Annotated in this window: 14 protein-coding genes; 10 read left to right on the top strand and 4 right to left on the bottom strand. The window is 47.0% G+C overall.

Features of this window, described 5'->3' with window-relative positions; genetic code table 11:
• Positions 1 to 9: 9 nt before the first annotated feature.
• Both H5T41_05385 and ltaE read left to right on the top strand, forming a co-directional pair.
• The gene (locus H5T41_05385) at positions 10 to 990 is read left to right on the top strand and encodes a Gfo/Idh/MocA family oxidoreductase (GenBank protein MBC7108204.1); all 981 of its coding nucleotides are present in this window, start codon (positions 10 to 12) and stop codon (positions 988 to 990) included.
• Between the two features lie 79 nt (positions 991 to 1,069).
• Positions 1,070 to 2,098 carry a low-specificity L-threonine aldolase gene (gene ltaE, locus H5T41_05380; protein ID MBC7108203.1) on the top strand — a complete coding sequence of 343 codons (1,029 nt, stop codon included), beginning with the start codon at positions 1,070 to 1,072 and terminating at the stop codon, positions 2,096 to 2,098.
• On the opposite strand, the gene H5T41_05375 is transcribed toward ltaE, so the two are convergent.
• The gene (locus H5T41_05375; GenBank protein MBC7108202.1) at positions 2,099 to 3,397 is read right to left on the bottom strand and encodes a nucleotide sugar dehydrogenase; all 1,299 of its coding nucleotides are present in this window, start codon (positions 3,395 to 3,397) and stop codon (positions 2,099 to 2,101) included. It lies immediately after the preceding gene.
• A 492-nt stretch (positions 3,398 to 3,889) separates the two neighbouring features.
• Here H5T41_05375 and H5T41_05370 point away from each other — a divergent pair, with 492 nt between their 5' ends.
• From H5T41_05370 to wecB, 3 genes are all read left to right on the top strand, one after another.
• Entirely contained in the window at positions 3,890 to 4,960 is a 1,071-nt protein-coding gene (locus H5T41_05370) for an alanine--glyoxylate aminotransferase family protein (GenBank protein ID MBC7108201.1), read from the top strand.
• Positions 4,957 to 6,564, top strand: coding sequence for a phosphoglycerate dehydrogenase (locus H5T41_05365; GenBank protein MBC7108200.1), 1,608 nt, complete (start codon positions 4,957 to 4,959; stop codon positions 6,562 to 6,564). The genes H5T41_05370 and H5T41_05365 overlap by 4 nt, the downstream gene beginning before the upstream one ends.
• Positions 6,565 to 6,630: 66 nt before the next feature.
• Positions 6,631 to 7,707, top strand: coding sequence for a UDP-N-acetylglucosamine 2-epimerase (non-hydrolyzing) (gene wecB / locus H5T41_05360; protein MBC7108199.1), 1,077 nt, complete (start codon positions 6,631 to 6,633; stop codon positions 7,705 to 7,707).
• An 88-nt stretch (positions 7,708 to 7,795) separates the two neighbouring features.
• On the opposite strand, the gene H5T41_05355 is transcribed toward wecB, so the two are convergent.
• Entirely contained in the window at positions 7,796 to 8,089 is a 294-nt protein-coding gene (locus H5T41_05355; GenBank protein MBC7108198.1) for an MTH1187 family thiamine-binding protein, read from the bottom strand.
• Between the two features lie 210 nt (positions 8,090 to 8,299).
• Here H5T41_05355 and H5T41_05350 point away from each other — a divergent pair, with 210 nt between their 5' ends.
• The 5 genes from H5T41_05350 to H5T41_05330 all read left to right on the top strand — a co-directional run bounded on the left by H5T41_05350 (position 8,300) and on the right by H5T41_05330 (position 12,440).
• Positions 8,300 to 8,707, top strand: a complete 408-nt coding sequence (locus tag H5T41_05350; protein MBC7108197.1) for a hypothetical protein — start codon at positions 8,300 to 8,302, stop codon at positions 8,705 to 8,707.
• 114 nt (positions 8,708 to 8,821) lie between these two features.
• Entirely contained in the window at positions 8,822 to 10,780 is a 1,959-nt protein-coding gene (locus H5T41_05345; GenBank protein MBC7108196.1) for an ATP-dependent DNA helicase, read from the top strand.
• Positions 10,781 to 10,788: 8 nt separating this feature from the next.
• Positions 10,789 to 11,352: a CDP-2,3-bis-(O-geranylgeranyl)-sn-glycerol synthase gene (locus H5T41_05340; protein MBC7108195.1), complete on the top strand. Its 564-nt coding sequence runs from the start codon at positions 10,789 to 10,791 to the stop codon at positions 11,350 to 11,352.
• 4 nt (positions 11,353 to 11,356) lie between these two features.
• On the top strand, positions 11,357 to 11,896 hold the full coding sequence (locus tag H5T41_05335) for an orotate phosphoribosyltransferase (protein MBC7108194.1): 540 nt from the start codon (positions 11,357 to 11,359) through the stop codon (positions 11,894 to 11,896).
• The gene (locus H5T41_05330) at positions 11,886 to 12,440 is read left to right on the top strand and encodes a uracil-DNA glycosylase (protein ID MBC7108193.1); all 555 of its coding nucleotides are present in this window, start codon (positions 11,886 to 11,888) and stop codon (positions 12,438 to 12,440) included. The genes H5T41_05335 and H5T41_05330 overlap by 11 nt, the downstream gene beginning before the upstream one ends.
• On the opposite strand, the gene H5T41_05325 is transcribed toward H5T41_05330, so the two are convergent.
• Together H5T41_05325 and H5T41_05320 are read right to left on the bottom strand one after the other, a co-directional pair.
• Positions 12,437 to 13,114 (bottom strand): glycosyltransferase family 2 protein, encoded by a 678-nt coding sequence (locus H5T41_05325; protein MBC7108192.1) that lies wholly within the window; start codon positions 13,112 to 13,114, stop codon positions 12,437 to 12,439. The genes H5T41_05330 and H5T41_05325 overlap by 4 nt on opposite strands.
• Positions 13,115 to 13,192: 78 nt before the next feature.
• Positions 13,193 to 13,987 (bottom strand): glycosyltransferase, encoded by a 795-nt coding sequence (locus H5T41_05320; GenBank protein ID MBC7108191.1) that lies wholly within the window; start codon positions 13,985 to 13,987, stop codon positions 13,193 to 13,195.
• Positions 13,988 to 14,078 lie beyond the last annotated feature (91 nt).

Genomic DNA, 14,078 nt, shown 5'->3' with positions numbered 1-14,078 from the left:
GGAAGATGCATGATCCGGACCGGTGTTATCGGCGTCGGATACATGGGTCAAAATCACGTACGGATCTATTCAGAGATTTCAGATCTTGTCGGAATTTACGACGTCGATATCGATCATTCACGCGCTGTTGCGCGTCGCTTTGGAACTCAGGTGTTTGAGAAAACAGAAGATTTGATTCGGAAGGTCGAGGCATTGAGCATCTGTACACCAACGGCCGATCACTTTGACTCGGCGCTCATGGCGTTAAAAGCGGGTAAGTCTGTGTTATTGGAAAAACCGTTCACAGGGGATTCAAGAAAAGCGAGTTTGCTAGCAAATGAAGCCGAAAAACAAGGTGTCGTCCTCGCTGGTGGATTCGTTGAAAGATTTAACCCCGTGGTTTCTGCGGCGAAGGAAGCGCTTGAGGTCGGCAGATTTGGAAAGCTCATATCGATATCTTCGAGGAGGGTTTCCTCATTTCCCTCAAGAATAAGGGACGTCGGGGTCATCATGGATTTGGCGATCCATGACATTGATGTAATCAGGTACATCACTTCCTCTGAAATCATTGGGGTTTTTGGCATGGGGGGTAAATTCGCGAATGATAGATTCGAGGATTACGCGAATCTTCTACTTGAACTCGAGTGCGGAGTGACAGGCCATGTAGAAACAAACTGGCTTACACCGATGAAAGTGAGAAAAGTGTCAATGACCTGCAGCAAAGGATATGTTCAACTCGATTACATCGATCAAATGCTCGAGGTCTCATCGTCAGAAATCAGGGAAATTGATCCGGGTAACCTCTTTCAAGTGCCGCTAGAATTTGACGTGCGCCGACTCTCTCTGAAAAAGGAAGAGCCACTAAAAAGGGAACTAGAAGATTTTCTCGCAGCGGTTAAGTCTTCGGGGAAGCCGAAGGTAACAGTGCAGGATGCTATTATGGATCTGAAGGTATGCGAAGCTGCAATTCGATCCGTCAGGGAAAAAAGAAAGATCGAGATCGCTCATTGAGGGACGCAGAAGATCATCAAGTCACAGATTCGTTCGAAAGATTTCTTAATGAACTTATCGTACTTGGGGTTGTGAAAGCATGCGAATCATTGATTTGCGAAGCGATACGGTAACGCTTCCGACAAAAGAAATGCTTTTGAGTATTCTCGATGCTGAGCTCGGCGACGATGTTACGAGGGAAGATCCAACCGTCAACAGATTAGAGCAGCTCGCAGCTGAGAAATTCGGCATGGAGGCAGCGTTGTTTACGCCCAGTGGCACGCAGAGTAACCTCATCGCTGTGATGACTCACTGCCATCGCGGCGATGAAATGCTTGTTGAGTCCGAAGCGCATATTTACTATTATGAAGTCGGCGGAATGTCGGCGATTGCTGGCGTTATTCCTCGTTTAATCAGAGGAAAATATGGAGTTTTCACTGGCGAAGACGTTCATGCTGCCTTACGTGGAAATGATCTGCATTTTCCACCCTCAACGCTTGTTGAGATCGAGAACACGCATAACAGGGCAGGCGGAACAGTATGGAAACCCGACGAGGTGAAATCGGTCGCCAGCGTGGCGCACGATTTTGGAATGAAAGTGCATATCGATGGCGCACGGATCTTCAACGCCGCCGTTGCCTTAGGTGTTGATGTAAAGGAGTATGCTAGGCACGTTGACAGCATCAGTTTTTGCCTGTCCAAAGGTCTTTGTGCACCCGTTGGATCAGTACTTGTAGGGAACAAAGAATTCATTGAGAAGGCAAGGAAAGTGAGGAAGATGCTCGGCGGCGGGATGCGGCAAGCTGGTGTACTTGCCGCACCAGGCATCATCGCTCTGACGAAGATGGTTGACCGCTTGAAAGAAGACCATGATAACGCAAAAAAATTGGCCAGAGGACTTAATCAGATTGGCTCATTGAAGGTCGACATGAAAAGGGTTCAGACGAACATCGTGCTGCTTGATGTCTCATCCTTAAACATGACATCAGCGGAATTCGTCATGAAAGCGAAGGAAAAGGGATTGCTTGCCGCCGATTTCGGCGGCACCATTGTACGATTCGTCACTCATTATGGTATTACGGAAGAGGATGTTGATGAGGCGATCGGGATCGTCGAATCGATCTACTGATCACCGACCCTTGCCGATTCCTCGATAGATGAAACCTTCTTCTCTACATTTCTTCGCATCGAACAGATTGCGCCCATCCACGATAATCTTTGTGCGCATGAGCTTGGCCAATTCTTGCAGATCGATCGTGTAATAATCGCTATGATCTGTGACAAAGATGGCACAGTCTGAATCTCTTAGTGCTTCGTTGATGTCCCTCGTAAATGCGATATCGATCGGCGGTTCGGCGTAAGGATCGTGGACAATGATTTTTGTATCTTTACGAAGTATGTCGATCACAACGAGCGCGGGGGAATTTCTCGTGTCTCCAATATCTTTCCTGAAAGCGAGACCGAGTACCGATATTTTCGATTTCGATATCTCTATTCCAGCTTCGCAGAGCGCCTCGATCGCCAGCGCGGCGAGATGTTTCGGCATTGAATCGTTGATCGCCCTCGCAGTCGAAATCAACGGAAGCGATCGGCGAGTGATTGAACTCGCGAATAGCCACGGATCTTTAGTTAGGCAGTGGCCACCGACTCCAGATCCGGGCAAATGCATATCCCTGAAAGGTGAGGTGTTGACAAGTCTTCTTACCTCAAAAACATCTGCTCCGAGCTCTTCACAGGCCAGTGCAACCTCATTCGCGAACGCTATCTGGACATCTCTATAGGCGTTCTCGACAGTCTTGACGATTTCAGCCGTGAGGATATCTGTCTGATAAATTGGAGCCTCGATGATCGCCGAATAAATTTCGCGGGCCAGTGAGAGCGACTTATCATCATGGTAACCAATAATTCTTGCATTCTTCTTCAAACTCTCTACAACATTGCCGGGCAGAATTCTTTCTGGGGAATAAACGACGTGGAAATCATTGCCTGCCCGCAGCCCGCTAACGCTTTCAAGAAGCGGAATCACGAAATTATCCATCGTTCCAGGAGGAAGCGTCGACTCCACCGCAACTAGCGTACCTTTTCTCAGTCTTTTCCCTACTTCCGTCACTGCACTTTCGAGAAATGTCAAAATGGGTTTCTGGAGTTCGTTTATTGGAGCATCCACGCAAATGAAGATGGCATCGGCCTGTGAGCAAATCTCTGGATCAGATGTTGCGATCAGTTTTCCCTTCTTGACAACATTCAAAAGAATCTCCTTTAAACCAGGCTCTTTTCCTCGTAACGGACAAATGCCTTGATTGATTAATTCTACTTTTTTCCGATCCTTTTCCAATCCGATTGTTTCGTACCCTCTATCAGCGAACAAGCATGCCAATGGTAGGCCAACGTAGCCCAACCCGACGACGCAAATCCTTCTTGCACTCATTTAGCTTCCGAATTCACTCAGCAGCTATAATAACCTTCTACAATTGCTGGTCAATGCAATACTATTCTCAAAGCCTGGTGGGATCGTGTGTTTGTTCAGTTAATTTTATTCCCCATATCCAATTCGATCGATCTCATTTGTGATCAAATGTTATCCAACCTGTTTGGAACATTTGATGGCGCTTTGCTCATCAACTGTATCTCTGAATTATCCCCTTCAATGACCAATTCCTTACAGTAAGTTTTATATCAGGACATTTTCCATACAGGCATCGCAATGTTATTAAGTGTCATGCTTGGCATTTCAAGAATCGACTTGATCTCGACAGCGCGCAGCAGAGACTCGCCAAGCATGGGGATTTTGAGTTTTCGAATGAATTCTTGCGGTTGCTGGTCGATCAGCTCTGGATCGGGATGTGGATGTGGAGGAGCATCACGGATGCCCTCCGCTTTCCCCGTGCGGTCCTGAGCGTCGTGCGGAGAATTCTGGGGGGTGTCCGTGTATCGTAAGTTGTTTACTGTAGGCCCTGTCGAGGTTCGACGAGAAGTTCTGGAAGCGATGACAAAGCCAATGATTGTGCATCGAGGTAAGGATTACGAACATCTTCAGGAAAGCATCGTTGAGAAGATTCGCAAGGCGCTGGATGTGGATATGGATGTATTAATAGCGCCATCGTCATCGACCGGTCTTCTCGAATCATGTGTGAGGTGCGGTGTTAGCAAGAAGATGGCTGGCATATCAAACGGTGCCTTTGGGGAACGCTGGCAATCGATCGGCTCATTAAATGGGAAAACGGTGCAGAAAATTGAGATACCTTGGGGTAAAGCGACCAGAGGCGATTATGTGGGAAACACTCTGCAAGAGGACGTCGAGGCGGTGACTATCGTTGCCAATGAAAGCTCAACTGGCGTTTTCAACCCCCTTGATGAAATCATTAATGCGATTCGCTCGAAATGTGATCCTCTCATTTTTATCGATGCGGTGACCGCCGCGTTTGGTATCGATCTCAAATTGAGGTCTCTCGACGCGGATGCGATTGTGTTCGGGACGCAGAAAGCACTCGCACTTCCGCCTGGCCTTGCCATAATCTGCGTGAGCGAGAGGTTGCTGGAAAAGGCAAGAAGCGTGGAGAACAGGGGTTACTATTTCGATTTACTGGAAATGAAAAAGTTTGCTGACAAGAATTTGCCCGTCACGACTCCGCCGATTTCTTTAATGTACGCTCTTGATTTCCAGCTTGAAAGAATTCTGAGGGAAGGGATGAAACAGAGATATGAGCGACACAAGGCGATGGCAGAGGCCGTGAGGTCATGGGCTGCGAAGCGGCTCTCTCTTTTCGCTGAGGAGGGATACAGATCGGACACGATCACCGTGATCTCAAAGGGAAATGTTAAATTCGATCAATTGCAGGAGGAACTCAAGAAGAAAGGTTTCGAGATCTCGCCTGGCTATGGGAAAATCAAAGATTCAACTTTCCGGATCGGACACATGGGTGATCTTACTGTAAAGGAAATTGAGGAACTTCTGAAAGCGATGGATGAAGTACTGGAGGCGTTGACATGAAGATACTCGTTACGGATGAGATTTCGAAAGAGGGGCTTGAAATACTGCGCCGAGATTCAAGTGTAGAGGTCGATATTAGACCGAATATCAGCCACGAAGAGCTGATTAAAATCATACATGAATATGATGGTATCATTATCAGAAGCGGCACTAAGATCACAAGGGATGTAATCGATGCGGGCAAGAATCTCAAAGTTATCGGTCGTGCGGGTGTCGGTGTCGATAATGTCGATGTTGAGTACGCGACAATGAAAGGCATTCTTGTCATGAATACCCCGTCCGCCAACATCATCTCGGCAGCTGAACACACAATGGCAATGATTCTGGTACTCGCGAGAAATATCGTGTGGGCCGACGCCTCGTTGAAGAGCGGAAAATGGGAGAGGAGCAAGTTCACGGGCATTGAGCTCAGTGGAAAGACTCTGGCGATTATTGGCCTTGGTCGGGTCGGAGCGGAGGTTGCGAAGCGCGCGAAGGCATTCCAGATGAGATTGATCGGATATGATCCCTTCATCTCACCTGAAACCGCGGTGAAGGTTGGCGTTCGGCTATTACCGCTCGAGAAAGCGCTTGAAGAAGCCGATATCGTGACGATCCATGCACCATTGACGCCGTCAACTTATCATCTGATCGGCAAGGATCAGATCAATCTGATGAAACCGACAGCGCTGCTCGTCAACTGCGCAAGAGGGGGTATTGTCGACGAGGAAGCTCTTTATGAAGCGCTGAAAACGAAGAGGATCGCTGGTGCGGCACTCGATGTCTTCGAGAAGGAGCCGCCGATCGGTTCAAAACTTCTTGAATTGCCAAATATCGTCACGACACCACATCTTGGAGCGTCAACAAGGGAGGCGCAAGAAAGAGTTTCACTCGAAATGGCGGAGCATGTGAAGCTCTTTTTAACGGAACACAAGATCACGAATGCCGTCAACGCGCCAATTGGTCGACTCGACCAGAAGGTCATCCCATTCATCTCTGTTGCAGAGAAACTCGGCGCATTCGCATTCCAGCTGGTTGACGGGCCAATAAGAAGAATTGAAGTCTCGTACTCAGGCGAACTCGCAACACTTGATACGAAAATGTTGACGATCTCTGCATTGATCGGCGTTCTATCGAATATCACCGGCGAAAACACGAATATCATTAACGCGCAGGTGATTGCGAAAGAGAAAGGTATCCAGGTCATCGAGTCGAGAGTGGAAGAAACATCCCAGTATTTCAACACAATCAGTGTGAGGATTCATTCGGACGGCGTCAAACGGGAAGTGCGTGGTACTACATTTCCGACGAATGAACCGAGGCTCCTAGGTATTGACGCGTTCGATGTCGACCTTCCGCTAGAGGGTGATTTCATCATGACCACGCATAGCGATGTTCCTGGTGTAATCGGGAAGGTCGGCACGATTCTTGGCAGCAGGGGAATTAATATTGCGAGGATGGGCGTCGGGCGCGAGAGCAGAGGGGGTCGGGCACTCATGTTGCTCACAGTCGATGATCCAGTGCCAGCGGAGATCCTCAACGAGATCAAACAACTCGGGGAATTCCACGAGGTCAGGTTTATTGCATTAAGTAAGCTGAAGCCGAAGGAATACATGATTTTCTGATCGACAATGGAATTCAAACGCTCGACGTCGGAAAATGTATTACAACGACGTTCATTTTTACCTTCAATGAAAATCGCCTCGATCATTGGTGCGCGTCCTCAATTCATCAAGATCGCGCCACTTCAGGATGAAATCTCGAAAAGGCATGAACATCTGCTGATCCATACCGGGCAGCATTACGACTACGAAATGAGCAAGGTCTTCTTTGAGGAGCTCAGCATTCCCGATCCTGACTACAATCTAGGAATCGGCTCAGGAAGTCACGCCAACCAGACTGGGAGAATGCTCATGGCGATCGAGGAAGTCCTCCTTAAGGAGAAACCAGATCTCGTGATCGTTTATGGGGATACGAATTCAACACTCGCTGGCGCCCTCGCTGCTGCGAAATTATTGATTCCGATCGCACACGTGGAAGCGGGCTTACGTTCTTTCAATATGAAGATGCCTGAGGAGGTTAATAGGGTCATCACCGATCATATCTCCTCAATATTTCTGTGTCCAAGCGATACTGCTGCACAGAATCTTGCTCGAGAAGGTATTGTCAATAGGGTTCACGTCGTCGGAGATACGATGATCCAATGCCTGATGGACGTTGAACAGAAGCTCTCGAAGTCATTCCTTCAGAATTTCGGGGTTACTGAGAACAATTACATTCTCGCAACGATACACCGGCAAGAGAATGCAGATGTGAAGGAGAGACTTGAGGTGATCATCAAGGCACTCGCGAAATGCGGAATTGAGGTTTTATTGCCACTCCATCCGAGAACAGCAAGGAGTATTAGATTATGGGGTTTAGAAGATTTGATTATCTCATCTGGAAATGTGAAGATTTTGCCTCCGCTGAATTTCATCGCATTTACATCTCTTGAGAAATACGCGAGGACGATTGTCACGGATTCCGGTGGGGTTCAAAAAGAAGCATACTATTTCGGTGTTCCATGTGTTACCATGAGGGAAGAAACTGAATGGGTGGAGACGGTCAAAGACGGGTGGAATGTGCTTGTTGGTGCCAACGAGGAAAAAATTCTTCGCGCAATTCGCAATGCTAGGCCCAGGTCGTCGAGAACGACGCAATACGGGGATAGGAATGTTGCACAACGCATCGTCGAGTCGATCGAGAAAGACTTCGAAGGACTACGCTGATATTATATAGAGGGGGATGTCGAAGCCACGTGGAGAGTCAAGAACGCATCGCTCACACAAACATTCGTATATGTTTGACTGAACGTATTCATCCGATCTTTTCTTTAACACTTTTCACTTTTTCAGTCATCGCGTCTTTTCGTCCTTTCCTATCGTCGATTTTGATGGATGTCAGTGCCCGATCGCACATGCTCATGATCTTCATGTGGCATTTCTTGATAACTTCCATGACCTCATCGTATTCGCCCTCGAGGATTGTGCACATCGGTGTGAGCTGATACTTGACGCCGCTTTCCTTCACAATTTTGATGCATTCGGCCACGAACCCACTCAGACTTTCTCCCTTTCCTATCGGAACAATACTGAATTCGGCGATCATAATTTCTCAGATTTTGATAGGAATATAGAGATACAAAAAACTGATGATTTTTTTCATGATTTAGCTAATCTTGTTCCATATTAGTAAAAATAACCCCTTTTCAAAGGATGGCGCTCGCAAAATGTTTAAATAGAGAATCTCTAAATTTCAATCAACCTTCTGATTCGTAGAAAGTTCTCAGAACTCGTTAACTTCGTACGGAGCGGACCTGTCATGTCACCTAACAACGGCAATAACGGTAAGTCATCAACATTTACGGTTGATGACTTGGCTAAGGCGATTAGGAATAGCATCGACAGGAATGGCATGCCTGAAGATCAAGCGAAGGCGATGGCCACTCACATTATGAATTTCTTCGGATACAGTGAACGGATTATCGATAATATTCTTGAGCCTGAAGATAGGGATGCGTTTTACATGCTCGAGGATACAGGCATTTTGACAACTGAACGGGAAGAAACAACGCTATATGACGGAAGAGAATGGAGGATCCATTACTGGCTTTTCAGGAAAGAAAGGATACTTGAATTGCTTGAAATGAATGGGTCGAGTAAGCATCTCGATAACGAAGCCGACTCGGTTTACGATGAAATTCCAGATGATGTTTGGCAAAGAAATTGAGTAATTAGTGATCTTGGATTCGAGGAGTTTGGTTTTTGAAATCACTCAATAGATCAGCAATTTCGATGACCTCTCCGAAAGAGTATTGTTTGGCTCTCAGATCTTATGAATGAAATGAATCTTTTCCCGTATCGTCCGAGACCAGGCCAGCGTGAAATGGTCGAAGATATTGCCGCTGCGGTAAGGAGTAAACAGCATATTATCATCGAATCTGGCACGGGGACCGGAAAAACGATATGTGCGCTTGTAGGTTGCTTGAGCGCATCGCTTGATAGCGGGAAGAAGATTCTGTATTTAACGCGGACAAATTCTCAGCAGCAACAGGTGTTGAAAGAGCTTAGGCGGATCAACGAGATACGCTCTGTTTACGGACTTGGCCTCCAGGGAAGGCAAAGTACCTGCCCGCTTGCGCGACGAGATCCAGAGCTGAGGTCTGGTACGCCAGAGGAACTTTCAAGGCTCTGTACAGAAAAGAAGAGGCGCACAATTGATGAACTCGAAGGCGGGTGCAGGTTCTACGAACAAACGATCGCTATGGCTTTCGATGAAATCGAAAGATATGTGTTCTCTGAGATTCCAACCGTGGAGGAATTTGTGGATTATTGTGATAGAAGGGGTATCTGTCCGTACGAACTCGCAAAAGAGCTAGCTTCAAAAGCGACAGTTGTAACGGCGCCTTATGCATACTTCTTCGTTCAATTCATTAGGGACACGCTTCTCGATTGGATGTCCGTGCCAATTTCGGATCTGGTTGTCATTGTCGATGAAGCTCATAACCTTCCAGATTATGCGAGAGAAGTGAAGACGCTGAATCTATCGAGGAAGGCGCTGCGTCATGTGGAAAAGGAGGTAAATGAGTTTGGGAACCTCGAGATTCTCGACGGAGTTAGCATCCTTGACATCGTGTCAGCGATGGACGAAGCCCTCGATTCAGCGGTCGAAGAATATCTTCTCGATGAGGATGGATTGTTGCCGACGAATTTCCTTGAGGAGCGTCTATTGCACGCCTTCACTCTCACATCAAAGATGCTAGAATTGGCAACAAGAGAGTTGATGGTACAAGGAGAGATCATCAGGGAAAGAAAAAAGGAAGCGGGGAGATTACCAAGATCCTATATCTTCTCGCTCGGCGCTTTTCTCAATTTCTGGATGAACATTGAGGAGCGTTACTATGTGAAACTCATCCTCGGTGGCGATAACCCATCATTTGAGAGCTATTGTCTCGATCCGTCAATTGCGGCTGCCCCTCTCCTCGACTGCGCCGCTTCTGTGCATATGTCCGGTACGCTCTCCCCTCTGATTGAATATAGGGATTCGCTTGGTCTTCCTTCGAGTTCACCAATGAAGTCGTTTCCATCACCCTTTCCCAAAAGAAACCGTAGGATTTTTTTTGTCGATGATGTGACGACGAAATACGAAGATCTAGCGCAGGACCAAGAGATCGTGGAGAAGATTGAGGATTATATCGTCAACATTTGCAACGGGGTAAGACGGAATACCGTTGTCTTCTTTCCCTCTTTCAATCTTTTGCAGCGCTTTCTCTCAGACGGAATCCTGTATCGAATTAAACGGAAGGTTCACATCGAGGAGCGTGGTATGAGCCAAAGCGACTTGATGGAAACAGTGACGCGGTTCAGGGAAGGCGCAGAGCAGGGTGCCGTACTTTTCGCGGTTGTGGGCGGAAGGGTTAGCGAAGGTCTTGATTTTCCAGATCGGGAACTTGAACTCGCATTTATCGTAGGTATTCCTTATCCCAAGCCAACCGCTAAACAGAGGGCTCTCCTCCATTATTATGAAATGAAATTTGGTCGGGGGTGGGAATACACGGTAAGGGCGCCTGCATACCGCCGGATGCTTCAGGCCATCGGGAGGTTGATCAGAACGGACACAGATATCGGCGTTGCCATTATTCTCGATCGAAGAGCAAAGCAGTTTTCCGATCGCATCGAACTTGAGCTTACACAAGATGCCCTCGGCGATGTACTTCGTTTTTTTGAGGAAAGAGAGAAGGAGGGAAGGGTTTCAAGTGAAAAGACGAAGATGCGAAAAGTTCATACCAATACTTCAGAATAAACGGGCCGATGGATTTGTTGCATGTCGCTTTAAGCGGCCTCTGGTTGATGCTACCTTCTTTGATTCCTAATCCCGCCGCCGTGATCTTTGGTGGCGGACCCCCCATCGATTTTGGCAAGAGTTCTCGTGGAAAGAGAATTCTCGGTGATGGTAAAACGTGGCTCGGTCTCATTGGTGGCGTCTCAGCGGGGTTATCTTTAGGCATTATCATGTTGATGATCGCATTCAGTTTTGATCCCCAGGATCTCTGGGGGTTTGAATCTTGTTCAAGAGGTTTTGGGATCATTTTTGTGCTGTCATTTGGTTCTCTGCTCGGCGATATGGGAGGGTCGTTCATTAAACGACGCCTTGGCATTGAAAGAGGTGCGAAGGCGCCAGTACTCGATCAATATGACTTTCTTGTAGGGTCGATCGTCCTCGTGGTCATCTTTTATCCAGATTGGTTCATCAACAACTTCATTGTCGGTGAACGTATTTTATCGTTGATTACATTGATTATTGCCGTTCCGATTCTTCACAGGATCGTGAATATCATAGGATATAAATTAGGTAAGAAGAGTGTTCCTTGGTGATTTCATGCAGGCAGTCAAAGACGCATTGCTGAATTGCGGAGCCCTCATGTACGGAGATTTCACCCTTGCGTCGGGGAGAAAAAGCGGGTATTACATCGACATCAAAAAGGCGACCACAGACCCATCCGTTCTTTCAATTATCGCGGATGGAATGCTGTCAGTTTTGACAAAACGAAACATTAAATATGATAAGATCGCGGGTGTGGTGCTTGGCTCGATTCCTCTTGCAGTTGCGCTCTCTCTCAAAACAGGCATTCCTTTTGTCATGGTTCGGAAAGAAAAGAAGGATCACGGTACGGGAAAAATGATCGAAGGATCCGTTGAAATGGGCGATCGCGTTCTTGTCATTGAGGATGTCGTCACGTCCGCACGTTCGGCTGCGGAAGCAGTCATGCTACTAAGAGAGAGCGGAGCGGTTGTTGATTTTGTTGTTGCGGTCGTCGACAGAGAAGAAGGGGGGAGAGATTATCTGAAGTCGATGAATGTCGAACTCATACCACTTCTGAGTTCGACTGATTTGCTGGGGAAACAGCATGCATTTTGACCCCCATTGCCGACGCTGCCGTCTGTCGTCTTCTCGAACCCAGGTTGTTCCACCGGATGGTAATATGAATTCGCCAATATGCTTTCTGGGAGAAGCACCAGGAGAGAATGAGGACAAAATTGGTAGGCCTTTCGTTGGCAGAGCTGGCAAGATACTCGACCGTCTTATGGAAGAAGTTGGACTTTCGAGGAAAGATGTTTTGATTACGAACGTTGTGAAGTGTAGGCCGCCCCATAACAGGAGGCCTAAGAAGGATGAAATGAGCGCATGTCTTCCCTTTCTTTTGGAAGAACTGATCGGGAAGAAGATTATTGTCGCGATGGGCCGAACTGCGTGCCTCGATCTGCTCGGTCGGGAAGTGAAACTGGACGAAGAGGCGAATGGCATTTTGCAAGTGGTAATCGGAGACACAAAGTCACTGGTCATCCCGACGTATCATCCAGCCGCATGTTTTTACAGCATGCGTGCAAGAGAAACGCTGAAGAAAAGCATTGAGATTGCAAAGGCATATTTATCAGAGAAGAGCAATGATGAGAGGGATTAGTGCATTGAGAACCGCTTTTTAAGTAGAAACGAAAGGTTCTGCCAACCATCTTTCCACGATGAAAGTTTAACCTTTCCTATCCTTTTCCTGTATTCGATAGGTAGTTCCATCGCGCGGGCTTTCTTAAACGCCTCGATCTTGATTTCCTCGGAAAAAGGCATGCCGTCGCTGATCAGATTCATCCTACTCAAACACTCCTTTCTGAAAACCCACATACCGGATTGTGAGTCCCTAACTCGGATTCCGAAAAGAATGTTTGTTGTGACTGTCAGAATCCAGTTTCCAACTCGGTGCTTAAAACTCATCGCCTTTCTTTCCATCTTACCAAACCGGTTCGTCGTGATGAATTCAACGTTCTCCTGAGAAAGCGTTTCAATGAGTCGGGGAATCATTTCTGCGGGATATGAGCAGTCGGCGTCAAGTGTCACAAGAATATCACCTTTCGCCATCTGAAAACCTGTCTTGTAGGCCCTACCATATCCTCTTCGGGGCTCGTCGATTACGATCGCCCCTTTTTCCCAAGCAATTTCTCTTGTTCTGTCTCGCGAATTTGTATCAACGACAAGGATCTCATATTGATACTCTGTGTTTCTCATCGCTTCGTGGACGGCATCAATGACCTTGCCAATTGATTCTTCTTCGTTCATTGTCGGGATGATAATTGAAACCTTCAGTTAAGCCCCCCAGACTGTGATTCGTCTTTTCATTAAAAATAAGTTTTCATTTTCGATGTTCGCGAAGGCGATTACTTCTCATTTCCTTTTATATGGTCCCTTATCGCCAAAGAACTTGAATCCGACATAACCCATGAGTGCGCAGGTGAGTCGCAGCAACGACCATGCGTTGACCCTTTGTTTGAACATTTTAATCGGATCATAGGAACTCCAGAGTCTGCCGTGCTTGAAGGTAAGTTGCTTTCTCCCAACGCCGTTCCAAAAAGCCTGTCTGAAAAACTTGTAGATCGTGCCTTTTGTCCTGTGATAGACGATCGCATTGGGGTTGTATTTAATTGAATATCCTGCTTCAACAGCTCTGTAATTCAGATCAATGTCCTCTGCCGTGATGAACCAGGGATCAAATCCGCCGACCTTCTCGAGAACTTCCCTGCGAAATGCCATATTGCAACTGGGAAAGGAAACATCAAATCCCCTATGATACAATTCAACACGTTCTAAATCCTCCCAAGCTTCAGGTCCCAGATTAATTGTCCTTCCTGCAACGATATCGGCTCCTTCCGCAATCGTTTTTCTGAGCTCCTTGACCCAGAAAGGGTTAACAATACAATCACCTCCAGTGAACGCGATGATTTCGCCAGTTGCCTTCGAAATTCCGTAATTTGTACTCTCCCCTCTCGTCCCCCATTTTACGTAAAGCTTGATGAAAGGATACCTTTCGGCGTACGCCTTCACGATATCTCGTGTTCTATCCCTACTGTTCGCGTCCACAACGATGATTTCGACTGGCATTTCTTGAATGACGAGGCTATCCAGAAGATCGGATATGTTCCTTTCTTCGTTCATAACATTAAGAACAACGCTGACAAGCATCTATCGCTGGATAACCTCTCAGAAGCTTATCACAATTTCGATGAAATCTAATAATCATTGATTTGATGACAGGTTGTATTTGACCGTTGCT

Source organism: Methanomassiliicoccales archaeon (assembly GCA_014361295.1).
Taxonomy (GTDB): Archaea; Thermoplasmatota; Thermoplasmata; order Methanomassiliicoccales; family JACIVX01; genus JACIVX01.
The sequence above is the reverse complement of the archived record's forward strand: the minus strand, read 5'-3'. Positions and strand labels throughout refer to the sequence as shown.

Excerpts from the sequence above, each read along its gene's own strand:
- H5T41_05385 (MBC7108204.1), top strand. The coding sequence starts at position 10 with ATGATCCGGACCGGTGTTATCGGCGTCGGATACATGGGTCAAAATCAC.
- ltaE (MBC7108203.1), top strand. The coding sequence starts at position 1,070 with ATGCGAATCATTGATTTGCGAAGCGATACGGTAACGCTTCCGACAAAA.
- H5T41_05375 (MBC7108202.1), bottom strand. The coding sequence starts at position 3,397 with ATGAGTGCAAGAAGGATTTGCGTCGTCGGGTTGGGCTACGTTGGCCTA.
- H5T41_05365 (MBC7108200.1), top strand. The coding sequence starts at position 4,957 with ATGAAGATACTCGTTACGGATGAGATTTCGAAAGAGGGGCTTGAAATA.
- wecB (MBC7108199.1), top strand. The coding sequence starts at position 6,631 with ATGAAAATCGCCTCGATCATTGGTGCGCGTCCTCAATTCATCAAGATC.
- H5T41_05350 (MBC7108197.1), top strand. The coding sequence starts at position 8,300 with ATGTCACCTAACAACGGCAATAACGGTAAGTCATCAACATTTACGGTT.
- H5T41_05345 (MBC7108196.1), top strand. The coding sequence starts at position 8,822 with ATGAATCTTTTCCCGTATCGTCCGAGACCAGGCCAGCGTGAAATGGTC.
- H5T41_05340 (MBC7108195.1), top strand. The coding sequence starts at position 10,789 with ATGGATTTGTTGCATGTCGCTTTAAGCGGCCTCTGGTTGATGCTACCT.
- H5T41_05335 (MBC7108194.1), top strand. The coding sequence starts at position 11,357 with ATGCAGGCAGTCAAAGACGCATTGCTGAATTGCGGAGCCCTCATGTAC.
- H5T41_05330 (MBC7108193.1), top strand. The coding sequence starts at position 11,886 with ATGCATTTTGACCCCCATTGCCGACGCTGCCGTCTGTCGTCTTCTCGA.
- H5T41_05320 (MBC7108191.1), bottom strand. The coding sequence starts at position 13,987 with ATGCTTGTCAGCGTTGTTCTTAATGTTATGAACGAAGAAAGGAACATA.